This window comes from Actinomyces sp. HMSC065F11 (genome assembly GCF_001813085.1).
GTDB lineage: Bacteria > Actinomycetota > Actinomycetes > Actinomycetales > Actinomycetaceae > Gleimia > Gleimia europaea.
This window is the reverse complement of sequence record NZ_KV811470.1, coordinates 111,814-135,966: the sequence shown is the minus strand read 5'-3', so window position 1 is coordinate 135,966 and position 24,153 is coordinate 111,814. Positions and strand designations below refer to the sequence as shown.

Here is a 24,153-nt window from a genome sequence, read left to right as displayed (position 1 = left end):
GTGCATTTCAACCCGCCTGCCCGGCTCTACGCAGAGCAATCACCGTTCCAACGTTTCACGCGCGAAGCCTGGAGCGACCTTGCAGATTCAACGCCACTACCTTTAACCGTGGAGGATGTTGAGCGGATCTCCAGCCTTGGCGACCCAATGGATCTTGCGGAAGTGGATGCCATTTACCGCCCTATTTCCGCGCTTTTGCAAATGTATGTGAACTCGGCGCGCAGGCTGTCACACGACCGACACTACTTTTTGCGCGAACCCCACCGCCCGCCGGTCCCGTTTATTATTGGCGTGGCCGGATCGGTAGCGGTTGGTAAGTCTTCAACCGCACGCCTGTTGCGGGAACTGTTGCGCCGGTGGCCCAACACTCCCCGCGTGCAACTGATTGCAACGGATGGATTTTTGCTACCCAATGCCGTGTTGAAAGAGCGCGGCATAATGGCAAAGAAGGGCTTCCCAGAGTCCTACGACCGCGCGGCTCTGATGAAGTTCATGGCCGACGTGAAGTCTGGCCAGTCTGGCGTGACCGCCCCCGTTTACTCGCACCTCACTTACGATATTGTTCCCGGCGAGCGTGAAGTGGTGAACCAGCCGGACATCCTCATCGTTGAGGGCCTGAACGTTCTCCAGGCTGCAAGAACCGCAAAAGACCAGACGGGCGCTGTAGCGGTTTCGGACTACTTTGATTTTTCGATTTACGTGGACGCAGACCAAGACCACATTGAGTCTTGGTACATCAACCGTTTCTTGAAGCTACGTTCAACTGCGTTTAGTGACAAGAACTCGTATTTCCGCGCCTACGCGAATCTGACGGACGAGGAGGCCGTGGCGCGCGCCCACGAAATTTGGAACACCATTAACTTGCCTAACCTAACGGACAACATCCTGCCCACCCGCGAGCGCGCTACCCTCGTTATTCATAAGGGAGCAGACCACCGGGTTAGGGAACTGCGGTTACGCAAAATCTGAAACTAGGTTTAGAAGAAAACACCTATGGCACACCAGCACTCACATATTTCTCGCACTGCTGAGGCTTCAACAACTTCGCCAAAGGCGCGTTTGGTAATCATTGTTCTACTCGCATTCATTACGGCTCTGACCGCTGTTGGCGCGTACGTGCTACGGCCTGACTGGGAGGGACTTGAGCATGTTCAGGCCCTCACGGGTTATCAAACCGCACCGGGCGTTTCGCGGGAGCAGGCCAAAATTCTTGAAGTGGAGCACCGGTGCGAGAGCGCTGCTCTGGCGGCGAGCGGAGCGCATTCTTGTGTGACGCTTACCGTCCGGCTGACCACGGGTGAGGATGCGGGGAAAGAAGCCGTGATGGAATCGCCTGGCCCTGCCGCCGCCTCGCACCTGTCTGTAGGAGACGTGATTCAGGTAATCAGTTCACCCGGCCCAAACGGCTCTGCGGTTTACAGTTTCACGGGGATTGAGCGCAATCTGCCCATCCTTCTTTTCGCGCTACTGTTCGTTTTGGTTGTGCTGGCCGTGGCGAGGGCGAAGGGAGCTATGGCGCTGGTAGGGCTTGCGTTTGCCGTGCTGGTGCTCATTCGATTCATGTTGCCGTCGCTGGCGTCGGGAAGACCCGGGATTCTCGTGGGCGTGGTTGGTTCAACTGCGATCATGCTGGTTGTGATTCATGTTGCGCACGGTTTTTCGATGCGAACTGCCTCCGCAATGTTGGGCACCTTTGCGGGCCTGTTGTTGGCTGCTTTTCTTGGCACCGTTGCAACGAGGTTCGGGCATCTGTCCGGTTTTGTTGACGAGACTGCGTTTAACTTGTCCTCAAGCCTGCCGGGCCTAGATATGAGCCAGCTTTTGGTTGCGGCCATTATTTTGAGCGGACTGGGCGTGTTGAACGATGTGACGATCACGCAGTCTTCTGCAGTTTGGGAGCTACGCATTGCCTCCCCCACTTACACGAAACGAGAGATCTACTCGAGCGCCATGCGCATTGGGCGCGACCACATTGCCTCCACGATCTACACGATAGTGTTTGCCTACACTGGCGCCGCATTGTCTTCCGTCATGCTGATTGCACTGTTTTATGACCAGTCTTTATCGGACCTGTTCGCGGTGGAGAGCCTAGCGGCCGAGGCCCTGCAAATCTTCGCGTCCGGCAGCGCCCTCATTTTGAGCGTGCCCATCACAACTGCGATCGCAGTCGCAGCCGTACGCGGACCGCAAGTGCCCGCAGACACGCAAACGCCGGGAGCACAACAAGTACTCCCGGCGTAAGGCGGTATTTGCGCAAAGCTTTGCTTTCTATGAGAATCTAGGACGCACTTTCATTCAGCAGATTCGCAGCGCGTTTCAATAGTTCTCTCTTCAAAACCTTCTCAGGCATGACTCCAGGGACGCTCACTGCCGTCAAATAGGTTGCCTGTTTGGCAAGGTCACGGAAAAACAGCCTGTGATTGACGCCCTTAGGAACAGATTCATCTGTAACCTCCAGCAGGAGTTCAACCAGGCGCTTATCGGAACTGAGCAATGGGCGTTCAACCGTTTGCTGGACACTGTCCTGGTCTAATATGTGCTCATACTTCTCTTCTAGTTCCAACGTAAACGCCTCACGCCTAAACCAGAGCCTATGAAGAGCATTCCTTCGAGTAGCTCCGAATCTCGCTTCGCTAATCTTCGGGAACCGTCTGAGAACGTACTCAGGCAATATGAAAGTCGCTAGTGTTGCCCACATCAGACCGTCCTCAGTCTGAGCGGGGTGCACCCTCATTTCTGTGTGGAGAAGGGAGGCAAAGTCAGCATCAGTTGCGAAAGATAGAAATTCCCCTTCTCTAGTCTTGTCTATAAGCGATGCCACCTTATTCTGCAGTTCTTTAAGATGTGCCACAGTAACCTTGGTACCACCAACTTGGTTCAATTCGGGTGAGTAGGCGAAAGATGGATGCTCGAGCCGGGTATACGACCGCATGCCCATCCCCGAGGCATACATAGAGGCAAGGTTTTCGAACTGCTGACTCAGCACATCCGAAGACGCTACTGGATATAAAAACCAGCTACCGTTAACGGACATTCTTCTTCACCGCCTTCTTGATCTTATTCTCGATCTCCACAAAGTTTGACGGATCACGGTAAGCCCGCAATAGGTCGGCGCTAGTCCAGTTGCTGTCCATCATCCTTGCATATCTAGCAACGGCCGCTGCCAGTGATTCCGGATATTCCACAGCGCAGTCATCTACCTCATTCAAGTCATCACTTGCTAACGAGGAAGCTGCTTGAATCGTGGTCCGAATAACGTCACACACCAGCGCCCATTGCAATACCTTGTCGCCTGCATTCAATTCTCGAATGAGCTTCTTTTCATTCGCATTTAGACGGGGATTGATGTGATGCTGATACCGGTCAGTTAGGTCTTGGAAGCTAACGTGAATTTCCCAAGGTGATTCTAATCCCTCGACCTCCCGAGTCGGGATAATTGCAGAGTCTCCTCGGGCAAGTATCTTCGTCGTATTGGTCGCAAGACGAGCAAACGGGACGGCAGGAATACTCTGATCATCAGATACATATCCCGGTCCGCATATGGTGGCTGTAAGTTGGATCTCTCCGATAACCTTGGATGCGTCAACACTGACCGAAGTGACAAGAGTGTCGGCATTTCGCGAACGAAAACCCGATGTTTCGTGGACTAGATAGCGGGTTCCGGGACAGTAAGCCTCAATAACCAGACTGTACAGTTCTCGGTCCTGAACATGTACGTTCTCAAAAAACCGATCGGATACTTTGGCTCCAATCTCGAAGCTAACAGATGGAGAAGGAGGCCATTCATCCATCAATGATTCAAAAGAATCGTCCTCACTGCCGTTTACAGACCATTTACCCCATTTAACGTCCGAGTCTGAAGCCGCAAAAAACGGGAATGCCTGAACTTTTCTCACTGGGCTCTCCTCCCTTCTCGCTTATTCTCAGGTTTCTCAGCATTCAACTTGGTCTCAAGCAAGCAACCTCCCGGAGCTTTGACTTTCACCAAGTACTCAGCACCACCAACTAGGGTTGCCTTTAGACCCGCCGAGTTCTTGCGCGGGTCATTCAGATTAATCCATTGAACTTCCAGTTGCTCATCTCTGAGAACCTCTTTTGCCTCCGCAACAATCGAAACCTCAAGGGACACGTTCAAAGGTTCAGTTTCGTTTTCAGGGGTCTTTATGAGTAGATGTTGAATCTGCTGATTACCGCTAATTCCGCCGAATTTGCACTCGATAATTTCGGGCAACAGTACTTTCTTTCGCCCCTTACTACCACTTCGGCTCTTCGACGAAGTGGTCATTGATTCAGATAGAGCTGGGCGTGGTAACAGAGAGCCCAACATCTTAGAAACCGTGATGTTGATATTCGCTCCTGCGCTAGCCTCGTCATGATTCACAGGATTCATGAACGCTGCTGCCACAGCCCGCACGTCTCGTCTAGCTCGCTCTACTCTGTTCTTGTAAACACGCTTCGCACCGTCTAATTGGCCGGTATTCCATTCGGTGTGAGTTGGGTTTTCGGCAGCTGAGAATGCCTCATCTACCTCCGGATCTCGAGACGCTTTGAACACTCCGCACGTATAAGCGTCTTCATTAGATTCTGTGCCAAAAGGCAGGTACCTGACCACAAGTTCAGGAGCTCGCAACAGGCATAATGTTCCGTTCTTCCCTACCATGGCTCGTTTAAAGGGCGTTTCATCCATCGGGAAAAGATCTCTAACAATCGCAAGTGATCCAAGATCCTTTACGCCTTTGGTCCTTTGTTGATACCCAATCGTCTTCACGACCTTGATGTCGGTTTCCCCTTCGGGGCTCTCCTCAATCTCACCATCTTCGAGGTCACGCACATCATTTAGGACTTCGGCCCATACACTCCATAAGTCCTCATGAATAGATCCCATTGAGAGCTCGACACCATTTGCCAATACTCTTATATCCATCGGCACCACCCCAGACGATGTGGGGGTCATTTTCGGCCAGAGATTCACCAACGCGTAATCTCGTAGTTTCCCACCGAGTTCGTACGTATCAATCTGACGCTCTTCCAGATCTGCGTTTGCTGTTTCCTCTTCATCGATCCCGTTCGTATAAACAGGATCGATCACGAGGATATTTGTGCCCGTTTCTTGACCTTCAAAATGGTGGTCAAATATGGCCTCACCGATTCGTCGGGCTTGCTCTCCAATAACCGGAACAAACTCACCGTCCTGTTCGTCTCCCCACCAATGTCGACCAATATGTTGCTTGCCGTTCTCTTGAAATGGAGAACCAATATGCGAAGCGATCAATCTATATTCGAGTTGCCCTCGATACCAACAGCGAGTCCAATAGATAATTGTCATCGATTTGCTGACCAAAAAAGCAGCGATTTTTCCGAACCCATACGTTCCGCCGCCTAGCTCGGTATCACGTGTTGCACCAAGTGTGAATACGAGGTCTCGAAAATTCGTATCCAAGATTCGCCCCTGAGCGTCCTTTTTTGGTGCAGAAATACGGGCTTCGCCATCAAGACCCGAAGTGCCCCTGTCCAGGATCTCAATGCATTTCATACGGTCTTTGCTACGAATACTCTCCACTAGGCTGGTAGCTAGATTCTTCCGCGAACCAAGAACGACATTCTTTACAAAGCTGTCCTGTGATTCCGAAAGTTCCCGAACATCCACTACAAAGCTTGGAGTCTGACATGACTCAAGCTTGGCATCCCAACTATTTTGAGCACATTCTCGGATCATAATCTCGTAAGGATCCATAGCAAACGTGCCGAGTAGCTTATGCGTTCCATCTGCGGATACCGCATTGGCCCCTGTCTCTGGCGAGTACTGTTTCAGCGGTTTAAGGTTCGACATTCGTCCTCACTGGCTCTAGAAATACGCTCGTCATTTCTTCATTGGATAACCGGTATGCGTATTGCAATTCCACGTCATATTGCAGGTTCGATACGCCTTCCATTACGCGTGGCGCCCCGAAATCCCCAATATGAGGGAAAGTCTCATCGACCTTGTAAAAGCCGATGTCTTTAACTAGAAGAGGGCGAGTGGTGTCATCTTCTAAGATCTGGGCAGATACCATCTGGATCTTGCCAGCCAGATCGATATTACTTATTCCCAGCTCAATGATGTGATCACGAAGTTCGTGTATTGTTCGTCCCCTCGGATGAGTTGTCAAAGCCACTCTCGCTAGATAGAGGGGGATTCCACCTGAGGGGACAAACTGGTTGGGATCGCTTACGTGCAGGCGATTGTAATTTGTCGCTGTAGTGGTCTTAACTTCAATATTCCAAGACGCGCTCTTAAAGTCAGGGCCTTCGTTCTCTGGTCCTGACCACGATTCAACAGCGAGCGTCGGGTCATTTGGAGCCACATACTCGAGGACTACAAGCTCTCCGAATAAGCCAACGAGTGTATTAAAAGAGACCTTTCTGATGTCCTGTTGCAAAAGCTCTTCCCACTTAAGAAATACATCCTCAAACGTCTCAAACGCACTCGTCTCCATCCCATCTAGCATTCGGATGAAATCAACGATGAGCGACTCAAAAGTTGATGTTAACGACGCTCGGGTACATGTGAATGCGACATACCTAGCCTTGCGGCCGGTTTTTCTATCTGTGTGCCAGACAGTTTGTCGGTCGATAAATTTCGTCAGAGCCCCACTCATGACGGCGAGCTCTTCCGAAATTTGTATCAGTAACTGCCTTTGAGCTTCCGGGGAGAAAGTAACCCATACAAGTTCCCCGGTACCTGGGCATTCAAGCCGAAATGCTCTTACCGTTTCATCATCGGGGCTCTCAAAGGGCTTTTCTAGGTAACTACGTAAATCTTCACCAGGCGTATTCACTGTTTTCCTTCACCTAGAGCTTTCGGGTTTCACTGATACATAATCGCCATCGCTCTTTTCAGTTCTTGAGAGGAATGGAGGTATCAAGCCGAACAAAGGAACATCTGCCGGTGCATTAAGCGCACACCGAGTTTTCGAGTCATTATTCGAAGGAGCAGAGTACTTGTCAATCAAATACAACAACAAAAGTCCATTACCGCTTGCGTCCCGCCTGCGCACCTCAATTTGTTGTCTTATTCCTAATCCTGGCTCAACTGCTTCAATATCAGCGCTAACATCATCCGGAGCAATAACTGCCCTGATGTCTGTTGCATCATCATCGCTTGTAATCGTTCGAGTACGTTTTGACAGGGTAATTTCCATCCCGTCGATTAACTCAACCCGCTTGCCAGACTTAGGAGAAACTAGGACTACATTCCAATGTTTACCCATTGCGTGCTGATTTATCCAGGTGACTATCACTTCAGGCTGGAGCGAACTCACCTTTTCGTGCACGTTATACCGGTCTAGAAAAGTCAATATCTCTGCCGAGGGCACATCGAACAGTACCCAGTTGTTTCGAATGCGTTTCGCCTTCGAACAGGCTTGATTAAAAGCCGCGACCGAATCGACGAACGCCTGCCAGTTGTGTGCAATCGGCTCCAGATCATTCTCGAATATTTGCGTCTGTAGTCTTACCCCTTGAAGACTACGGTCTACCTTGTGCGCAAAGTACATTTTGTTGTTCGAGGTTAACTCGAGTACCCCGGGATATGTGCGCATCCGCACTCCAATTTCGCCCGGCGTCTGTTGCCCATCTACGAAGAACTCTGCTTCTTCACGTAATTCGGACTCAATATCGGCTATGTACGTGAACTTATTGCGCACACCTAGACTCATCCACACTCTTACAAGATCTTCATATCCTGGCCTATAGCCGAACCAACGGCCCATCTGCGCCAAGGTATCGGCAGCCTGGGATACACGTGCGAAATACGAACAAACTAATCCTTCAAGCGTTAACCCTCGAGAAAGCGTGTTACCACCAACAACAACGGTTGTAGCCGGGGCATCAGCATCATATTGCAACCGCTCATCTGACTCTGAGTTGTCGACAATGACATTCGCCTTTTGAACTAACTCCAACAAGATAGGTTCTAGTTCTCCCCAAGATTCACCGGGTTCCGCATCAGGTGACAAACGCGCTAAATATTCTACGGAGAATACCTCTTGGAAATGATCTAATAGCTCTGCTTCAGGCAGATCCTGCAATACGTCTAGATAAGCATTGATGAGACTCGCGACGGACTGGTGTGATGAGGTTTTCATTGATGTGTGCACGAGCATCGTCGAATGCCGCTCTCCGTCGCGGAGTCTTCTAATTGCAGTCGCCACAATGAACCAGTCAATGGCCGTGCGCAGACTCGGAACCATCTCAGGTGCAGCATCCACGCCTTTACGCTTTTTCGGTTCGATACGTTTGACTTCGCTGTCGGGTATTTCTCTAACGGCATCTAACGCGGGCTCATAACCAGGTTTGTCCGTTAATCCAGCCTCACGTCGCCCAAAGTATTCCAAAGCACCGTAATAACCATCTGGCTTCTTCATAGCAATAAAGAAATCAGAAGGATATAGTTCGAACTCGTCATTCGGATCCATTAGTAGATTCGCAAACGGCGTGGCGGTGTATGCGACATATGATCCGATTTTCACCGATTCCCAGATCGCACGGATGCGCTTGTTGATAGTGGAAATTGCGTTCTTTTCAGCCTCGGTGTTTGGGGTTGCCTGATCTGACTCATCATCGATTATCAGTACGGGAAACGTTTCCAAATCAGAATCCCGCATGTTCTTTAGAAATCTACTGACGTTTTGCAGAACTACAGTGTTTTTCTTAACTACTGCCAGAAATACTTTCTCACGGTCTTCCACGATGCTCGTCGAACCGATTTTCGCAACTCGTGCGTTCATATCGCCGTCTGCTGATGTAGTGGATTCAAGATCAACACTCGTTAACAAGAACCACTCGTGTTCTTTAGCAGTGCCTTCAGGGATAAAACGTTGCCCAACAGCCAGGTCTCGCTCAAGACGCAACTGTGTTTGCTGGCGAAGCGCAGTGTACATGCCCGAGAGCACGATTATCATCTTGTATCCTGCATCGACTGCCTTTGCTATGACGGCTGCATAGTTAGCAGTTTTACCTGATTGCACATAGCCAAGGACGAGCCCCTTTTTTCTGTCCCCTCGTTTGAAAGGGTTCGCCAACTGGCCTACTACTGTGCTGGATTCCGAATCGATAGTTTTTAGAGCGCTCCTCATACCGGGATCGGCAGAAAGCCGATCACGGTATTGCGCCCAGCAACCGTCGTTTTCTTTTGCTCCGTGATACCAATCTGCAAATCCGTCTTTAGTGGTGACCGAAGTCTTCAAAAAATTGGCCTGCACTTCTTGATGTCGAACTTCGAGTTGGCCATAAACTTCATCGAGGATTTGAGGCAAGCAATTGGCCCTATCAAACTGCGAATATCGCTTTTCTGCTTGTTCCCTCGTGCCCTGCTTCTTCGCGAAAGCATCGACCTTCTTACGTAGCCGCTGCGCCCAGGGTTGATTAATACAGTCCATTATGCCTTCTAGGTCACGCCAGTGTGAGTTCAAGTACAGTATATTTGAGAGCTTCAAAAAGACTGAATGCTCAAGTCTTGACAAGCAATTCCTTATCCAGACAGACTTTTAGACCTTCAAGAGCCCCTACAGATATGAACTACTTCAAACTGGGCTCCTGCCATTCGTATTCGACACCAGCCATCGTCTTAAGAATCGCTTCGAAAATGACCTGCGCCCCCTTGGGCGGGACAGCCATTCCGATTTGGCGACGAACTTTTTCTTTACTCCCACAGAAATCGAAATCATCTGGGAAAGTCTGCAAACGAGCCCGCTCGCGGTTAGTCAGTGCGCGCGGCTCATCCCAGTGATACATATGCGTGCCTCCGCCCCCAGAACCGGTAACCGTGTATGCCGGCTTATCAGGGTCTAAACGCCTGTAGATCTGACTTATCCGAGTCCGAGTATTGATCTGCAAGCGGGCAGGCAAATCCGCCGTGAACGCATTCTGTCCAGGCTTAATATGCTTAAGTCTTTCAACGACTTGAGAGGATTGCCTGGTCTTTTCAGTTCCGGTTAAGCCTCTCATGTTTCCTGCCAACGCCGTAGACACGGAGACATCCACGTGTTTGTAGGGTTCAGCAGACGGCACTTTGAACGTTTTCTTTAAATCTTTATGCATACCGACCACGATTATTCGGTGACGCGCTTGAGGGACGCCGTATTGCTCGAACTTGTATAGGTTCGGAATGATTTCGTAACCGGCACCCCGAAGTTCCTTCATGATGCGTTCGAAGGCTTTGCCCGCATTGTTGGAGCGCAATCCCCCAACATTTTCTGCGATAAACCATTGGGGTTGAAAAATCTCGAGGGCCTTCACCCCATACTTGTAAAGAGGGCCAAATTCTCCAGAGATTCCTTTTCGTTCACCAACGATTGAAAAATCATTGCAGGGGAAACCAAATGCAAGGCCGTCAATGCCACTGATCTCTTTCAGTCGGCTGTAATCTAACTCGCGAATATCCTCGCAGATGACCGACCGATCAGAAGCACCTTCAATGTTCTTGATATAGGTATTACAAGTATCCGCATCATAATCAGTGGCCCACACATGCGTGATCTTGTCACCGTTGCCTATATCCGCATGCTGAGCCCCTAAGCCCAATCCTCCTGGGCCACAGAACAGCTCTCCAAGGCGATAATTTCGCAAGATTTCCCAGCCTACTCCTACGTACGTACTAAGCACATGACACATCACGAAGCGCGATAACTACACGCAGCATATCAAGCAGCATACCAGGCAAACCACTTGAGTGCAGCTCTCATCCAAAACCTCTAAATTGCCGCCTGCTGCACTGCTATACAGGTCAAATGACAACGGAACTGCAGGGACGAATCCCCACAGTTCCGTTACTATCCTGAAAGTCACCTCGCGACAGATGACTACTACAATCTACAGCGACAGGCGTTCCTTCACCACGTCGGCGATTAGGCCGGCCTCGTGATCAGCCTGCTCCTGGGTTGCTGCCTCAACCATGACGCGCACCAAAGGCTCCGTGCCCGACGGACGCAGCACCACACGACCGGTCTCGCCCAGTCGCTCCTCAGCCTCACGCACTGCAGCCACAACTGCCTCGTCATCCGTGCGCTTCTTATCCACGCCACCCACATTGATCAAAATCTGCGGCAAACGCTTCACAAAATCCGTAGCCTCGGCCAGCGAACGATCCGTCTCCTTCAACATGCGTGCGATCAACAACGACGTCAGCACACCATCACCCGTGGTTGCATGGTGAGAGGCGATCACGTGGCCGGACTGCTCGCCACCCAGCGTGTAGCCCTTCGCTCGCATCTCCTCCAACACGTAACGATCACCCACGGCCGTCTGAACCGTCTTAATGCCCTGCTCCTTCATCGCGAGCACCAGGCCCAGATTCGACATCACCGTGATCACCAGCGTGTCATCAAACAACTTTCCACGCCTACGCAGATCCAACGCCAACGCGCCCATGATCTTGTCACCATCGACCAGGTTGCCCTCAGCATCAACTGCCAAACAACGATCCGCATCACCGTCATACGCCACACCAAAATCAGCCTTCGACGCCACGGTGAACGCCTGCAACTGCTCCGGATGAGTAGAACCGCAATCATGGTTGATATTCCTACCATCAGGCGACGCGTTAATCACCACAACGTCAGCCCCGGCCTCGCGAAGCGCCTCCGGACCAAACCAAGATGCCGAACCGTTAGCCGCATCAACCGCGATGCGCATACCCCTGAGCGACGTACCAACCGCACCTACAAGATGCTCGATATACGAAGACGAGGCGCGCGAATCATCAAACTCGATCTCGCCAACCGCTTCGCCCACCGGGCGCTCCCACGGTTCACCAATCAAACGCTCGATCGTGTCCTCAACGCGGTCCTCCAACTTAAAACCGCCGTGGGCAAAAAACTTAATGCCATTATCCGGCATCGGATTATGCGACGCGGAAATCATCGCACCCAGCTCAACGTTCTCCGTAGCCGTCAAATGCGCCACCATCGGAGTAGTAGCCACGCCAATACGCGTCACATCCATACCAGCCGCCGCCAAACCAGCAGCCAGCGCATGATCCAAGAACTCGCCCGACAAGCGCGTATCGCGGCCAATAATTGCGCGAGGACGCGACCCCGAACCATTAGAAGAACGCGCCACATACCTAGCGGCAGCCTCCCCCAGTTCCAACGCCAAATGCGGGGTTATATCCCGATTTGCAAGCCCACGTACACCATCAGTACCAAACATCCGAGGCATAGCATTCCTCCAATCGCGGGCTACATGCGCCCTCTAACAAACAAGAAAAACGATACTCCTAAAAAACTTTTACCCCACAATCATATGAGCAAAACACAAAAAAGAGGCCCGCACCACGTGGTGCGGGCCTCCAAAACGCAATCAGCCAAACATTAACGCTTGGAGTACTGCGGAGCCTTACGTGCCTTCTTAAGACCAGCCTTCTTGCGCTCCGTGACACGAGCGTCACGAGTCAAGAAACCAGCCTTCTTCAAAGCCGGGCGGTTAGCCTCACGGTCAATCTCGTTAAGCGCGCGGGCAATGCCAAGACGCAAAGCGCCAGCCTGGCCAGACGTGCCGCCGCCATTAATGCGAGCAATCACGTCAAAACGACCCTCAAGGTCAAGAAGTACAAAAGGTGAGCGAACCAGCTGCTGGTGCAACTTGTTCGGGAAGTAGTCGTCCAACGAACGACCATTGACCTTCCACTCGCCAGTGCCCGGAACTAGGCGCACACGCGCAACGGAGCGCTTGCGACGGCCCAGGCCAACACCCGGAGCGGTAATCGACTGGCCAGCGCCAGTCTTCTCGGTCTCAGTTTCAGTAGTGTACGAGCTGGGGGCGTTCTCCTCTTCCAGCACGTCGATATCGGTGGTCTCAGCCACAGTTCTCCTCAGTTTTACTTACTGGCGTCCACAGCGCTGGGCGCTTACTGGGCGACCTGGGTGATCTCGTAGGGAATCGGATTTTGAGCCGCATGAGGGTGCTCCGGACCTGCGTAGACACGGAGCTTCTTCATCTGAGCTCGACCGAGCTTGTTATGCGGGATCATACCGCGAATAGCCTTCTCAACAGCACGCTCAGGGTACTTAGCAAGAAGTTCACGGTAAGAAATCTTCTTCAAACCACCCGGGAAACCGGAGTGGCGGTAAGCGAACTTCTGATCCAGCTTGTTACCAGTAACGGCGATCTTGTCAGCGTTAATAATGATGACGAAATCACCCTGATCAAGGTTCGGCGTGAAAGTAGGCTTATGCTTCCCACGAAGTAGCCTGGCAGCCGCAGCTGCCACACGGCCGAGGACGAGGTCAGTGGCGTCGATAACGTACCACTTCTTGACGTCGTCTCCGGGCTTAGGAATATAGGTGCGCACGGGCGTGGCCTTCTTCTTCTAATTCGGGAGCGGCACAATATCCAATGACGAATAATTGCAACCGCTCACATTCAGGTATTGCTCGCGTCATTGCGTCTGGGCGTTAGACCAGTGAGTGGGAAGTTCTGATCCGCGCACACTAGACGCACAACGTCTTACAGCTTAACGACCTAGCGGATCAGCGTCAAAGGAACAGCGCCCATTAGTGGCGTATTACTCATAAAACGCGCTGGCGTCGACCTATTAGCAGTCGAGCGACCTCAACCTGCGCGTTCGTTTCTGCTGGTCCGCCCATTCGTCCTTACCCGGATACTCCACCGCAACCAACGTCAGGCCATGCGCGGGCGCGATCGGCACCGAATGGGACCTGCTGGGCTGTTCCACCAGCTGCTTAACCCACCCGCTCGGACGCCGCCCGCGTCCCACCTCTACAAGTGCCCCCACCACGGACCTCACCATCGAATGACAAAAAGCATCCGCCGACAAGCGCACTTCAATTCCCGTTGAGGAGCGCTCCACCCTCACCTCTTCCAAGGTGCGGATAGTGGTAGCCCCCTCCCGAGGCTTACAAAATGACAAGAAATCGTGCTCCCCCAGCAGGCAGGTTGCTTCTGCCTGCATGGCGTTCACGTCCAACTGCGCACCAGTCCACCACATCGTGGCAGCGGTGAGGGGATCGTTCGTATCCACCCGATCTGAAATGCGGTAGCAATAGTGGCGCTTAAGTGCACTAAACCGGGCGTCAAAATCAGCGGACACCACCCGGACAGACTTCACCACCACATCTGCGCCAGCACCCTCACTGCCGCGCGACAACAAACCGTTCAAGCGTCCCTGGAGGGCCGCCATCCCGGCCTCAAAATCACCCTCACGGTTGAGCTTTGAAATACGGCTTTGCTCCACGTCAAAGTTCGCCACCTGAGCCGCCGCATGAACACCAGCATCAGTACGCCCCGCCACCGTTAGCGTCGCCGGCGTGCGCAGAAGAGTTGCCAAGGCCTCCTCAACCTCACCCTGCACCGTACGCAAACGCGGCTGACGTGCCCAACCGCGAAACGATGTTCCCAAATACGCCAGATCCAAACGGACACGAACCACGGGCTCTGCGGCCTGCTCAACTACGGGTGGCGCGGGTTGTTCTAAACGTTCCAAGCTCGCACCCCGCCACGGATTCCCGCGTCATTAGGCACAATCACCACGTCATCACCCAAATGCTCGCGGTGAGACGGCGTAATCCGCACCCCATTGCCTCCACCGATATACAAGCGGTCCCACATGTACATGGGACGGAGTGCAGCTACCGTGCGGCGAACGCGACGCGACCAGTGCGCGTCCCCTAGCCGCAACCGCTCATGCTCCCCCAGGTAATCGTCATAGGTCAAACCCCAGCGAATCGGCCCCTGAGAGATCTCCGTATGCGGCGCCAGCCTGCCCGCATCAAACACCGCGTTTCCCAAACCGGTCCCCAGCGTAATGATCATCTCTAAGCCCGTGCCCGCAATCGCCCCAGCACCCGCAACCTCCGCATCATTCAGCACGAGCGTAGGAACCTGTAGGCGCTCCTCCAAACTCCTGCGCATGTCAAACCGCGACCACAGCTGCACCAACTCGGGCAAAACCTTAGAGCGAGGGCCATCCTTCGTAATGTAGTGCGGCGTCGCAATCACCACACCGTGGCGAATCATGCCGGGCATACCCACCGTCACGCGATCCGCATGCGGCAGATGCACCGCTAAATCCACAATCGTGTCAACCAGTAGCGCTGGCGGCAAAGGGTAGGGCGTAGCCGTGCGCACAGCCGGGGCAATCATCGTGCCGTTCTCATCCAGCACCGACGCCTTTATTCCACCCCCACCGCAGTCAACAGCCAGGGTCAAAATCTCACTCATGCTCCCCATCCTAGCGGCCCGCAACCTGCGCAAAAACAAAAGGAGGGCGCGGACCAAACGATCCGCACCCTCCTTGAAGCAGTCAGACTTACTTCTCGGTTTCCTCAGCAGCCTCGGCCTCTTCAGCCTCAGCAGCCTCTACAACCTCTTCAGCCTCTTCAGATTCAGGAGCCTGGGCGGTCTCCTGCTCCTTGACCTCGTCCTCAGCCGCCGCAGCCATAGCTGCAGTCTTGTCGGCCTCCGCGATAACAGCCTTCTTCTCAACCTTCTCGGTCACGATAGAAATCTGAACCATCGGAGCGTTGTCGCCACGACGATTGCCGAGCTTCGTGATACGGGTGTAGCCACCCTGACGCTCCGGATCAATCGACGGTGCGATCTCGTCAAACAACGTGTACAAAACGTCCTTATCCGAAATCGTCTTAGCAACCGTGCGACGAGCGTGAATGTCACCGCGGCGAGCCTTGGTGATCATCTTCTCGGCAAGCGGCTGCAAGCGACGAGCCTTAGCGGCCGTCGTCGTGATCTGTCCGTGAATGAACAGTTCCCTGGCGAGGTTCGCCAGAATGATTTTTTCGTGCGCCGGGCTTCCACCCAGACGAGGGCCCTTCGTAGGCTTGGGCATGATTTCTCCTATAAAACTTCTGTGCGATGCTTACTCGTCGCTGAACTGGATAGAACGAGGCTGATCAGTGGAACCACCGGGCATTACTGCGTCTTTAAGCGTCATGCCAAGACCAGCAAGCTTCTCCCTGATCTCCTCAATAGACTTCGTACCAAAGTTACGAATATCCAGAAGGTCAGCCTCCGAGTGAGCAACCAGCTCGCCAACGGTCAAAATACCGCGGCGACGCAAGGCGTTGTAAGAACGGGACTGCAGCCCAAGCTCTTCAATCGGAAGAGCCAGATCCTGCGCAAGCGTCTCATCCGTAGCGGACGGACCAATCTCAATGCCCTCAGCCTCAGTATTCAGCTCGCGAGCTAGACCAAACAGCTCAACAAGCGTCTTACCAGCTGAAGCAAGAGCGTCACGCGGCGAAATGGCCGCCTTAGTCTCGACATCAACGACGAGACGGTCAAAGTCCGTACGCTGCTCAACACGAGTAGCTTCAACCTTGTAGGTAACCCGCAAAACGGGGCTGTAAATCGAATCAACCGGGATGCGAGAAATCTCTGCATCCGCGCTCTTATTCTGAGCAGCCGAAACGTAGCCACGGCCACGCTCCACGGTCAGCTCGATCTCCAGCTTGCCCTTCTCAGAAAGCGTGGCAATGTGAAGATCCGGGTTGTGAACCTCAACCCCGGCAGGAAGCGTAATATCTCCCGCCGTTACCTCACCGGCCTCATCCTTACGAAGGTACATGACAACAGGCTCATCATTCTCAGACGAGAGAACGATCTCCTTGATGTTCAGGATAATCTCGGCGACATCTTCCTTAACGCCCGGCACGGTCGAAAACTCGTGCTGAACGCCATCAATGCGGATAGACGTCACAGCCGCCCCCGGAATGGAGGACAGCAAGGTACGACGCAAGGAGTTACCCAGCGTGTATCCAAACCCCGGCTCTAGGGGCTCCAGTGTAAAACGCGAGCGGTAGTCGCTAACCTTCTCTTCTGTCAGAGTGGGTCGCTGTGCAATGAGCACGTCTGTGATCCTTTCTGCTCAATATCCGCCATATGACATTGAGCGGTGTTACCAGCACTTGCTGGAACAGGTTTGGCGTTGAATAACCGGGAGGCTAATCAACATCGACGTGGAGACTCAAAGGTCTCGATGAAACGCTCAGACGCGGCGACGCTTCGGCGGGCGTGCACCATTGTGCGGCTGCGGGGTGACATCCTGAATGGAGCCAACCTCAATACCCGTTGCCTGAAGCGAACGAATAGCAGTCTCACGGCCGGAACCCGGACCCTTAACGAAAACGTCAACCTTCTTCACACCGTGCTCCTGGGCGCGGCGAGCTGCGGACTCCGCAGCAAGCTGAGCAGCAAACGGGGTGGACTTACGCGAGCCCTTAAAACCGACCTGGCCGGAGGAAGCCCAAGAAAGGACAGCACCGGTTGGGTCTGTGATCGACACGATCGTGTTATTGAACGTCGACTTAATGTACGCGTGGCCGTGGGGCACATTCTGACGAGTCTTGCGCTTGCCCTTACGAGCCACCGATGAACGCTTAGTAGTAGCCATAACTTATTCTCCTGCGAGTAACAGCCAACCCAGCGGGTTAGGCCTTCTTCTTTCCGGCAACAGTGCGCTTCGGGCCCTTGCGGGTACGAGCGTTCGTCTTGGTGCGCTGACCGCGGACCGGCAGGCCACGACGGTGGCGCAGACCCTGGTAGGAACCAATCTCAATCTTGCGGCGGATATCAGCCTGAACCTCACGGCGCAGGTCACCTTCCACCTTGTAGTTGCCCTCGATGTACTCACGGAGCTTTACGAGATCCTCTTCAGTGGCGTCCTTTGTACGCAGATCCGGTGAAACACCGGTCGCGGCCAAGGCTTCCTTAGCGCGCGTGCGGCCAACGCCGTAAATGTAAGTAAGCGCAACTTCCAACCGCTTCTCGCGGGGGAGGTCTACGCCGGCAATACGTGCCATGTTTTCACTCCAATGGTGAAGTAGGAGGTGGTCACTTCATCATCTAGGTTCTAATCCCCAGCCCCGGCCTCCTCAACCGAGGGTCTCGCACCCGGGAAAATACCCCGGAGCGGCCGATGAAATGCTTATTGATTTATAAAACAGCTTTGGGCTTAGCGGCCCTGGCGCTGCTTGTGTCGCGGATTGTCACAGATGACCATAACCTTGCCGTGGCGACGAATCACCTTGCAGTTGTCACAGATCTTCTTGACACTCGGCTGTACCTTCATGGTTCTACCTCCACCGAAAATCGGCTTAGTGTCGGTTTTACTTGTAGCGGTAAACGATGCGTCCGCGCGACAGGTCGTACGGGCTAAGCTCGACGACGACGCGGTCCTCCGGAAGAATACGAATGTAGTGTTGGCGCATCTTTCCGGAAATATGTGCCAGAACTAGATGCCCGTTACCAAGCTCAACTCGAAACATCGCGTTAGGCAGAGCCTCCACGACGGTTCCTTCCATCTCAATGACGCCGTCTTTTTTCGCCATATCCTCCGTCTATCCCCTACAGGTCGTTTGGAAACCCTCAAAACTGAGGGCGAGCCTATGCACACCGAATTTCGGGTACAGATTATGGCCCAACCATCGAGTTTATAGGATATTTGATGGCCTGGAAAGGCCCCGAGCTTGTTAAATCACTCACGCGCTGAGCGGCGTGGGTTTCACCCCGTACGGCGCCAGACCGGCTGCGCCGCCATCTGGAGCAGTCAGCACCCAAACGCCCTGGCTTGTACGCGCGATAGTGTGCTCCCAATGCGAGGCCAAGCTTCCATCCGAAGTCTTAACCGTCCAGTCATCTTCAAGCACAAACGTTTCAATACTTCCATCGGTCAGCATTGGCTCTACCGCCAAAACCATGCCCGGCTTGATGCGTGGGGATAGACCTCGCGGGCGGTAATTCAATACCTCTGGCGCCTGATGCATTGCGGTGCCGATACCGTGCCCCGTGTACTCCTCGATGATTCCGGCTTCCCAGCTGCCGTCGCGGCGCTTCTCCACCACTTCTTCAACCGCGTCGCCAATATCGTAGATTCGCTTCCCCTTCGCAACCGCGGCAAGGGCTGCCCACATCGATTCTTCCGTCACCGAGTTCAAACGACGAGCCTCATCCGAACCGGCCTCATCGCCGCCCACAATCATCGTGAAAGCCGCGTCGCCATGCCACTGCCTGCCTTCGCGCTCCACATAAGCCCCGCAGTCAAAAGAGACCAAGTCGCCGCGCTGTAGCCTCGTCATGTCCGGAATGCCGTGCACCACCGTGTCATTGACCGAAATACAAACCGTTGCCGGAAAGCCTCCGTAGCCAAGGAAGTTTGACTTCGCCCCGTTCTTTGCAATCACGCTTGCCGAAACTTCGTCCAGCTCTAGCAACGTCACGCCCGGCACGGCCGCCTGACGCAGCGCCTTATGAATATCTGCTACAACCAGCCCGGCCTCACGCATCCACAAAATCTGCTTGTCGGACTTCAGCTCAATTCGAGACATATAAACCTCAACACGTACAAAAGCGGTGAACCCGCTGAAATCTCAGCGGGTTCACCATCACCAAACTACTTTTCTAGCAAGCCGTGCTCGATGAGCACCTTGCGGATGCGTTCCCACACCTCATCAACCGTGCCAACACCATCCACTTGCACCAGTTTGTCCTGGTCCGCGTAGTAGGTAACCATCGGTTCCGTCTGATCCTTATACACCTCAAGGCGGCGACGAATTACCGGCTCAGTGTCATCAGCGCGTCCCTCGATCTCAGCCCGCTTCAGCAAACGTTCAACGACCTCATCAAGCTCAACCGCGATTTCAAGAACCAGATCCAAATCTCGCCCCGAGGCGGCAAGCGCGTCACGCAGGTAAAACGCCTGTTCAACCGTGCGCGGATAGCCATCAAGCAAGTACCCGCCTGCAACGTCTGGCGCCGACAAGCGGGCCTCCACCATCGGGTTGGTAACCGAATCGGGAACAAACTCGCCCGCATCCATGTAAGACTGCGCTTTTTGCCCAAGTTCAGTGCGGTCCTTCATGTTCTGGCGGAAAATCGCGCCGGTAGAAATTGCGGGGATCTGCAAAGCCTTGGCAATACGCTTAGCCTGCGTGCCCTTCCCCGCACCCGGTGCACCAAGAATCAAAATCGCGGGGCCTGCATTTGCCCCATCTGGAGTTATCACTGGAGGAACCCTTCGTAGTGGTGCTTTTGCAGCTGCGAGTTAATTTCCTTAACCGTCTGCAAACCAACACCAACGACAATCAGAAGCGTTGTTCCGCCAAACGGTAGCTGGCCAGCCTCAAGCTTCAAAGGAATGATCGCAAGAGTTGGGAGCAACGCGATGATTGCGAGGTAGATAGCGCCCGCCGACGTAATACGACTCATCACGTAACGCAGGTAATCAGCGGTTGGACGGCCCGCGCGAATACCGGGGATAAAGCCGCCGTAGCGCTTCATGTTGTCCGCGGTCTCTTCCGGATTGAACGTGATTGACGTGTAGAAGAACGCGAAGAAAATAATCAAGATCGCGTTCACCAGCATGTACATGGCGCTAGTGGACAAGAAGTTACGCTGAATCCACAGGACCCAATCCGCAGTTGGCTCACCGAAGTTAGCAATCATCGGAGGCAGAGCAAGAATAGACGTGGAGAAGATGACGGGGATAACGCCCGACATATTGATCTTCAACGGAATGTAAGTGGCGGAACCACCCATCAAGCGGCGTCCAACCATGCGCTTCGCGTACTGAACTGGAATACGACGCTGCGCTTGCTCCACATAAACCACTGCCAGGGTGATAGCAAGAATGAGAGCCACGATCCAAAAGACCTTGCCCCATCCGCCACCGCGACCGATAGACATGAGGCGAGCAGGCAAAGTTGCCGTGATCGACGTGAAAATAAGGAGCGACATGCCGTTACCAATACCGCGCTCCGTAATGAGCTCACCGAGCCACATGATGACGCCAGTTCCAGCGGTCATAACAATGACCATCAGAAGGAACGTGACCGGACCTTGATTTGGGATCAATGGCACGGAGCAGCCCGGGAACAGACGGCCCGACATCGCCAGCGAAATGATGGTCGAAGACTGGAGGACACCCAAGAAAATCGTCAGGTAACGCGTGTACTGCGTGAGCTTAGAACGCCCCTGCTGTCCTTCCTTATGAAGATCATCAAAACGGGGAATAACCACGCGAAGAAGCTGAACGATAATCGACGCCGTAATGTAAGGCATGATGCCGAGCGCAAAAACCGACAGCTGTAGGAGCGCGCCACCGGAGAATAGATTCACCAGATCAAGAAGCGAGGTCTGATCTTGCTGTGCCAAACAAACCTGAACATTCGGAGTTGAAACACCCGGCGTAGGAATGAATGAGCCCAGCCTGAACAATGCCATGACCATCAGCGTGAACAGCATTTTGTTCCGAAGATCAGGTGTTCGGAATGCCTGTGCAAATGCGGAGAGCAAGCGTCCTCCTGGGATAAACAAATCAATTCAAGCGTAATCGATCTTAGACTAGCGCATCATTATGCTAGGTCTGAAACCAGATTAAGCAAACGGTAAAAGTGCGGCCCGACCATACTGATCGGGCCGCACCTCATCTCAGACAGCTGACATTAGCGAGCGGAAATGGATCCGCCGGCAGCAGTGATCTTAGCTTCAGCAGATGCCGACCACTTATCAACCGTAATGTTGAACTTCTGGGTGAGCTCGCCCTGGCCCAGAACCTTCACTAGTTCGCCACCGCGAACAGCGCCCTTGGCTACAAGATCCTCAACGGTGACGTCGCCACCCTTGGGGAACAGGGCCTCAATCTTTTCCAGGTTAACAACCTGGTACTCGACGCGGAACGGGTTCTTGAAGCCACGTAGCTTCGGAAGGCGCATGTGCATAGGCATCTGGCCGCCTTCGAAACCAGCGGGAACCTGGTAACGAGCCTTCGTGCCCTTGGTACCACGACCAGCGGTCTTACCCTTCGAACCTTCACCGCGGCCAACGCGCATCTTGCGCTTGTTGGAACCGGGTGCCGGCTTAAGGTCGTGGAGGCGCGTGATCGAGTATTCTTCACTCATGGTCAGTCGACCTCCTCTACCTCGACCATGTGGCGGACGGCGCGAACCATACCGCGGTTGGACTTGTTGTCCGGCAGAACAACCGACTGGTTGATCTTACGCAGACCAAGAGCACGCATCGTGGCGCGCTGACGCTCGGGACGACCAACATCGCCGCGAACGCGAGTAATCTTCAGATTCTTAGCCACTAGTTGCTCACCCCTGCCGCAGCCTTATCGTTCTCGGCCTTCTCAGCAGCAGCGCGACGCTCAGCTTCACCCTCCGCGCGAGCGCGAAGCATGGAAGCTGGAACTACGCGCTCCAGCGGAAGTCCGCGACGCGCAGCAACAGCCTCGGGAACCTCAAGTTCCTTCAGCGCTGCAACCGTAGCGCGAACAATGTTGATTGCGTTCTGCGAGCCAAGCGACTTCGACAGAACGTCGTGGATACCCGCGCACTCAAGCACTGCACGAACCGGGCCACCGGCGATAACACCAGTACCGGGGTTTGCGGGACGTAGCATAACAACGCCCGCAGCGTCCTCGCCCTGAACCTTGTGCGTGATCGTGCGACGGATCATCGGAACGCGGAAGAAGTTCTTCTTAGCCTCTTCAACGCCCTTCGCAATAGCCTGAGGAACTTCCTTAGCCTTGCCGTAGCCAACGCCGACAGTGCCTTCGCCATCTCCAACGACTACAAGAGCCGTGAAGCTGAAACGACGACCACCCTTAACCACCTTAGAGACGCGGTTAATGGTAACTACACGCTCAATGTACTGGTTCTTGTCGTCACGCCGGTTGTTGTCACGGCGCTGATCGCGACCTGAGCGGCGCTCGCGACGCTGCTCGTCGCGTCCCTCAGAGTTTTCCTGATTTTTAGCCATCAGTGTGTTCTCTTCCTTTCGTCGCTTCTTACAGCGTCAGGCCGCCCTCGCGGGCACCCTCTGCTACAGCGGCGACACGGCCGTGGTACTTGTTGCCACCGCGGTCAAAAACCACAGCGGTGATACCGGCATCCTTAGCACGCTGAGCGATCAGTTCGCCAACACGGCGAGCCTTCTCAACCTTCGTGCCCTTGCCATCAAAATCCTTTTCCAAAGTGGAAGCGGATACGAGCGTGTGACCAACCTGGTCGTTCACAACCTGCGCAACCATGTGGCGGTTAGAGCGGGTCACTACCAGACGAGGACGCTCCGCAGTACCGTTAACGTTCTTACGAACACGCTGGTGACGACGCTTGCGGGCAATGAATTTGCCCTTGCCTTTAACCGTGTAAGCCATTACTTACCAGCCTTTCCAACCTTGCGACGTACCTGCTCGCCGGCGTAGCGAACGCCCTTGCCCTTGTAAGGCTCGGGAGCGCGAATCTTGCGGATCTTCGCAGCGGTTTCGCCAACCAGCTGCTTGTCGATACCGGAAACAGAGAACTTGGTCTGGTTCTCAACCTTGAACTCGATCCCTTCCGGAGCCTCAACGACTACCGGGTGGGAGAAGCCAAGCTGGAACTCAAGGCCCTTGCCCTTCGCGGCAACACGGTAACCCGTGCCCACAATCTCAAGTTCCTTGGAGTAACCCTGGGTTACACCAACAACCATGTTCTCAATCAACGAACGCGTAAGACCGTGCATTGCACGAGCTTCACGATCATCATTATCGCGAGAGACCTTAACCTCGTTATCTTCGATAACCGCGGCAACCGGGCCCTTCACGACGTAGCTAAGTTCGCCCTTCGGGCCCTTAACCTTAACTTCGCGATCCGAAATCGTAACGTCAACACCAGCGGGGATCGGGATCGGAGTCTTGCCAATACGTGACATGAATAGTTCTCCTTACCAGATGTAGGCGAGGACTTCCCCACCTACTCCCCTGTTGTATGCCTCGCGGTCAGTGAGCAGGCCGGACGAAGTCGAAAGAATCGCAACGCCAAGACCGCCACGAACACGCGGCAGGTTGGTGGACTTTGCATAAACGCGCAAACCAGGCTTAGAGACGCGCTTTACGCCAGTGATAGCGCGCTCGTGGTTAGCACCATACTTGAGGTCAAGCGTCAGAGTTTTACCAACGCGGGCGTCCTCTACCTTGCTAGCGGCAATGTAGCCTTCCCTAACAAGGATCTCAGCAATAGCTGCTTTGAGCTTAGAATGCGGCATCGACACCGACTCATGCTGTGCCGAGCTCGCATTACGCAGACGCGTGAGCATGTCTGCGATGGGATCAGTCATTGTCATCGGGGTTTCTCCCCTTCCTCAACGCGGTTTCCAAAA

General features: G+C 53.8%; 28 protein-coding genes. 2 read left to right on the top strand and 26 right to left on the bottom strand.

The window, feature by feature from the left end; all coding sequences use genetic code 11:
• Both coaA and HMPREF2891_RS03110 read left to right on the top strand, forming a co-directional pair.
• Positions 1-969 (top strand): type I pantothenate kinase, encoded by a 969-nt coding sequence (gene coaA, locus HMPREF2891_RS03115; RefSeq protein WP_034506880.1) that lies wholly within the window; start codon positions 1-3, stop codon positions 967-969.
• A gap of 24 nt (positions 970-993) precedes the next feature.
• Positions 994-2,241, top strand: a complete 1,248-nt coding sequence (locus HMPREF2891_RS03110; RefSeq protein WP_070663841.1) for a YibE/F family protein — start codon at positions 994-996, stop codon at positions 2,239-2,241.
• Positions 2,242-2,278: 37 nt separating this feature from the next.
• On the opposite strand, the gene HMPREF2891_RS03105 is transcribed toward HMPREF2891_RS03110, so the two are convergent.
• From HMPREF2891_RS03105 to rpsH, 26 genes are all read right to left on the bottom strand, one after another.
• On the bottom strand, positions 2,279-2,851 hold the full coding sequence (locus HMPREF2891_RS03105) for a DUF6339 family protein (protein WP_186822280.1): 573 nt from the start codon (positions 2,849-2,851) through the stop codon (positions 2,279-2,281).
• A 172-nt stretch (positions 2,852-3,023) separates the two neighbouring features.
• Positions 3,024-3,896 carry a hypothetical protein gene (locus tag HMPREF2891_RS03100; protein WP_070663839.1) on the bottom strand — a complete coding sequence of 291 codons (873 nt, stop codon included), beginning with the start codon at positions 3,894-3,896 and terminating at the stop codon, positions 3,024-3,026.
• Complete coding sequence (locus tag HMPREF2891_RS03095) at positions 3,893-5,830, bottom strand: hypothetical protein (RefSeq protein ID WP_070663838.1); 1,938 nt, start codon at positions 5,828-5,830, stop codon at positions 3,893-3,895. Before HMPREF2891_RS03095 ends, HMPREF2891_RS03100 begins: the two co-directional genes overlap by 4 nt.
• A complete protein-coding gene (locus tag HMPREF2891_RS03090) occupies positions 5,817-6,818 on the bottom strand; it encodes a PD-(D/E)XK motif protein (RefSeq protein WP_070663837.1) in 1,002 nt (333 codons plus the stop codon). The genes HMPREF2891_RS03095 and HMPREF2891_RS03090 overlap by 14 nt, the downstream gene beginning before the upstream one ends.
• Before the next feature lie 9 nt (positions 6,819-6,827).
• Positions 6,828-9,419, bottom strand: a complete 2,592-nt coding sequence (locus tag HMPREF2891_RS03085; protein WP_070663836.1) for a Z1 domain-containing protein — start codon at positions 9,417-9,419, stop codon at positions 6,828-6,830.
• A gap of 139 nt (positions 9,420-9,558) precedes the next feature.
• Positions 9,559-10,653, bottom strand: coding sequence for a DNA cytosine methyltransferase (locus HMPREF2891_RS03080; protein WP_070663835.1), 1,095 nt, complete (start codon positions 10,651-10,653; stop codon positions 9,559-9,561).
• A gap of 198 nt (positions 10,654-10,851) precedes the next feature.
• A complete protein-coding gene (glmM, locus tag HMPREF2891_RS03075) occupies positions 10,852-12,198 on the bottom strand; it encodes a phosphoglucosamine mutase (protein ID WP_070618110.1) in 1,347 nt (448 codons plus the stop codon).
• Between the two features lie 152 nt (positions 12,199-12,350).
• Positions 12,351-12,842, bottom strand: coding sequence for a 30S ribosomal protein S9 (rpsI, locus tag HMPREF2891_RS03070; RefSeq protein WP_016444107.1), 492 nt, complete (start codon positions 12,840-12,842; stop codon positions 12,351-12,353).
• A 44-nt stretch (positions 12,843-12,886) separates the two neighbouring features.
• The gene (gene rplM / locus HMPREF2891_RS03065; RefSeq protein ID WP_070618113.1) at positions 12,887-13,330 is read right to left on the bottom strand and encodes a 50S ribosomal protein L13; all 444 of its coding nucleotides are present in this window, start codon (positions 13,328-13,330) and stop codon (positions 12,887-12,889) included.
• Positions 13,331-13,573: 243 nt separating this feature from the next.
• Positions 13,574-14,482 carry a tRNA pseudouridine(38-40) synthase TruA gene (gene truA / locus HMPREF2891_RS03060; protein WP_070663834.1) on the bottom strand — a complete coding sequence of 303 codons (909 nt, stop codon included), beginning with the start codon at positions 14,480-14,482 and terminating at the stop codon, positions 13,574-13,576.
• Complete coding sequence (locus tag HMPREF2891_RS03055; protein ID WP_070618121.1) at positions 14,470-15,219, bottom strand: ROK family protein; 750 nt, start codon at positions 15,217-15,219, stop codon at positions 14,470-14,472. Before HMPREF2891_RS03055 ends, truA begins: the two co-directional genes overlap by 13 nt.
• Before the next feature lie 88 nt (positions 15,220-15,307).
• Positions 15,308-15,844 (bottom strand): 50S ribosomal protein L17, encoded by a 537-nt coding sequence (gene rplQ, locus HMPREF2891_RS03050; protein ID WP_070618124.1) that lies wholly within the window; start codon positions 15,842-15,844, stop codon positions 15,308-15,310.
• Between the two features lie 30 nt (positions 15,845-15,874).
• On the bottom strand, positions 15,875-16,864 hold the full coding sequence (locus HMPREF2891_RS03045; protein ID WP_034506897.1) for a DNA-directed RNA polymerase subunit alpha: 990 nt from the start codon (positions 16,862-16,864) through the stop codon (positions 15,875-15,877).
• A 138-nt stretch (positions 16,865-17,002) separates the two neighbouring features.
• Positions 17,003-17,407 carry a 30S ribosomal protein S11 gene (rpsK, locus tag HMPREF2891_RS03040; RefSeq protein WP_034506900.1) on the bottom strand — a complete coding sequence of 135 codons (405 nt, stop codon included), beginning with the start codon at positions 17,405-17,407 and terminating at the stop codon, positions 17,003-17,005.
• Between the two features lie 37 nt (positions 17,408-17,444).
• Positions 17,445-17,816 (bottom strand): 30S ribosomal protein S13, encoded by a 372-nt coding sequence (gene rpsM / locus HMPREF2891_RS03035; RefSeq protein WP_016444114.1) that lies wholly within the window; start codon positions 17,814-17,816, stop codon positions 17,445-17,447.
• 152 nt (positions 17,817-17,968) lie between these two features.
• The gene (gene rpmJ, locus HMPREF2891_RS03030; protein ID WP_016444115.1) at positions 17,969-18,085 is read right to left on the bottom strand and encodes a 50S ribosomal protein L36; all 117 of its coding nucleotides are present in this window, start codon (positions 18,083-18,085) and stop codon (positions 17,969-17,971) included.
• 37 nt (positions 18,086-18,122) lie between these two features.
• Positions 18,123-18,344, bottom strand: coding sequence for a translation initiation factor IF-1 (gene infA, locus HMPREF2891_RS03025; RefSeq protein WP_016444116.1), 222 nt, complete (start codon positions 18,342-18,344; stop codon positions 18,123-18,125).
• A gap of 150 nt (positions 18,345-18,494) precedes the next feature.
• Positions 18,495-19,340: a type I methionyl aminopeptidase gene (gene map / locus HMPREF2891_RS03020; RefSeq protein WP_070663833.1), complete on the bottom strand. Its 846-nt coding sequence runs from the start codon at positions 19,338-19,340 to the stop codon at positions 18,495-18,497.
• Between the two features lie 65 nt (positions 19,341-19,405).
• On the bottom strand, positions 19,406-20,017 hold the full coding sequence (locus HMPREF2891_RS03015; RefSeq protein WP_070663832.1) for an adenylate kinase: 612 nt from the start codon (positions 20,015-20,017) through the stop codon (positions 19,406-19,408).
• Positions 20,014-21,306 (bottom strand): preprotein translocase subunit SecY, encoded by a 1,293-nt coding sequence (gene secY, locus HMPREF2891_RS03010; protein WP_034506906.1) that lies wholly within the window; start codon positions 21,304-21,306, stop codon positions 20,014-20,016. The genes HMPREF2891_RS03015 and secY overlap by 4 nt, the downstream gene beginning before the upstream one ends.
• A gap of 149 nt (positions 21,307-21,455) precedes the next feature.
• The gene (gene rplO / locus HMPREF2891_RS03005) at positions 21,456-21,911 is read right to left on the bottom strand and encodes a 50S ribosomal protein L15 (protein WP_034506908.1); all 456 of its coding nucleotides are present in this window, start codon (positions 21,909-21,911) and stop codon (positions 21,456-21,458) included.
• Between the two features lie 2 nt (positions 21,912-21,913).
• On the bottom strand, positions 21,914-22,099 hold the full coding sequence (rpmD, locus tag HMPREF2891_RS03000) for a 50S ribosomal protein L30 (RefSeq protein WP_016444121.1): 186 nt from the start codon (positions 22,097-22,099) through the stop codon (positions 21,914-21,916).
• Entirely contained in the window at positions 22,099-22,773 is a 675-nt protein-coding gene (gene rpsE, locus HMPREF2891_RS02995) for a 30S ribosomal protein S5 (RefSeq protein WP_034506910.1), read from the bottom strand. Before rpsE ends, rpmD begins: the two co-directional genes overlap by 1 nt.
• Before the next feature lie 28 nt (positions 22,774-22,801).
• Positions 22,802-23,170: a 50S ribosomal protein L18 gene (gene rplR / locus HMPREF2891_RS02990; RefSeq protein ID WP_034506912.1), complete on the bottom strand. Its 369-nt coding sequence runs from the start codon at positions 23,168-23,170 to the stop codon at positions 22,802-22,804.
• The gene (gene rplF, locus HMPREF2891_RS02985) at positions 23,170-23,706 is read right to left on the bottom strand and encodes a 50S ribosomal protein L6 (RefSeq protein ID WP_070663831.1); all 537 of its coding nucleotides are present in this window, start codon (positions 23,704-23,706) and stop codon (positions 23,170-23,172) included. Before rplF ends, rplR begins: the two co-directional genes overlap by 1 nt.
• A 12-nt stretch (positions 23,707-23,718) precedes the next feature.
• The gene (gene rpsH / locus HMPREF2891_RS02980; protein ID WP_034506916.1) at positions 23,719-24,117 is read right to left on the bottom strand and encodes a 30S ribosomal protein S8; all 399 of its coding nucleotides are present in this window, start codon (positions 24,115-24,117) and stop codon (positions 23,719-23,721) included.
• Between the last annotated feature and the right edge of the window lie 36 nt (positions 24,118-24,153).

What these genes read in the sequence shown, in the direction of transcription:
- HMPREF2891_RS03110 (WP_070663841.1), top strand. Translation starts at nt 994, where the DNA reads ATGGCACACCAGCACTCACATATTTCTCGCACTGCTGAGGCTTCAACA.
- HMPREF2891_RS03095 (WP_070663838.1), bottom strand. Translation starts at nt 5,830, where the DNA reads ATGTCGAACCTTAAACCGCTGAAACAGTACTCGCCAGAGACAGGGGCC.
- HMPREF2891_RS03085 (WP_070663836.1), bottom strand. Translation starts at nt 9,419, where the DNA reads ATGGACTGTATTAATCAACCCTGGGCGCAGCGGCTACGTAAGAAGGTC.
- HMPREF2891_RS03080 (WP_070663835.1), bottom strand. Translation starts at nt 10,653, where the DNA reads ATGTGTCATGTGCTTAGTACGTACGTAGGAGTAGGCTGGGAAATCTTG.
- glmM (WP_070618110.1), bottom strand. Translation starts at nt 12,198, where the DNA reads ATGCCTCGGATGTTTGGTACTGATGGTGTACGTGGGCTTGCAAATCGG.
- HMPREF2891_RS03055 (WP_070618121.1), bottom strand. Translation starts at nt 15,219, where the DNA reads ATGAGTGAGATTTTGACCCTGGCTGTTGACTGCGGTGGGGGTGGAATA.
- rplQ (WP_070618124.1), bottom strand. Translation starts at nt 15,844, where the DNA reads ATGCCCAAGCCTACGAAGGGCCCTCGTCTGGGTGGAAGCCCGGCGCAC.
- rpsK (WP_034506900.1), bottom strand. Translation starts at nt 17,407, where the DNA reads ATGGCTACTACTAAGCGTTCATCGGTGGCTCGTAAGGGCAAGCGCAAG.
- rpsM (WP_016444114.1), bottom strand. Translation starts at nt 17,816, where the DNA reads ATGGCACGTATTGCCGGCGTAGACCTCCCCCGCGAGAAGCGGTTGGAA.
- rpmJ (WP_016444115.1), bottom strand. Translation starts at nt 18,085, where the DNA reads ATGAAGGTACAGCCGAGTGTCAAGAAGATCTGTGACAACTGCAAGGTG.
- infA (WP_016444116.1), bottom strand. Translation starts at nt 18,344, where the DNA reads ATGGCGAAAAAAGACGGCGTCATTGAGATGGAAGGAACCGTCGTGGAG.
- map (WP_070663833.1), bottom strand. Translation starts at nt 19,340, where the DNA reads ATGTCTCGAATTGAGCTGAAGTCCGACAAGCAGATTTTGTGGATGCGT.
- rplO (WP_034506908.1), bottom strand. Translation starts at nt 21,911, where the DNA reads ATGAGTGAAGAATACTCGATCACGCGCCTCCACGACCTTAAGCCGGCA.
- rpsE (WP_034506910.1), bottom strand. Translation starts at nt 22,773, where the DNA reads ATGGCTAAAAATCAGGAAAACTCTGAGGGACGCGACGAGCAGCGTCGC.
- rplR (WP_034506912.1), bottom strand. Translation starts at nt 23,170, where the DNA reads ATGGCTTACACGGTTAAAGGCAAGGGCAAATTCATTGCCCGCAAGCGT.
- rplF (WP_070663831.1), bottom strand. Translation starts at nt 23,706, where the DNA reads ATGTCACGTATTGGCAAGACTCCGATCCCGATCCCCGCTGGTGTTGAC.
- rpsH (WP_034506916.1), bottom strand. Translation starts at nt 24,117, where the DNA reads ATGACAATGACTGATCCCATCGCAGACATGCTCACGCGTCTGCGTAAT.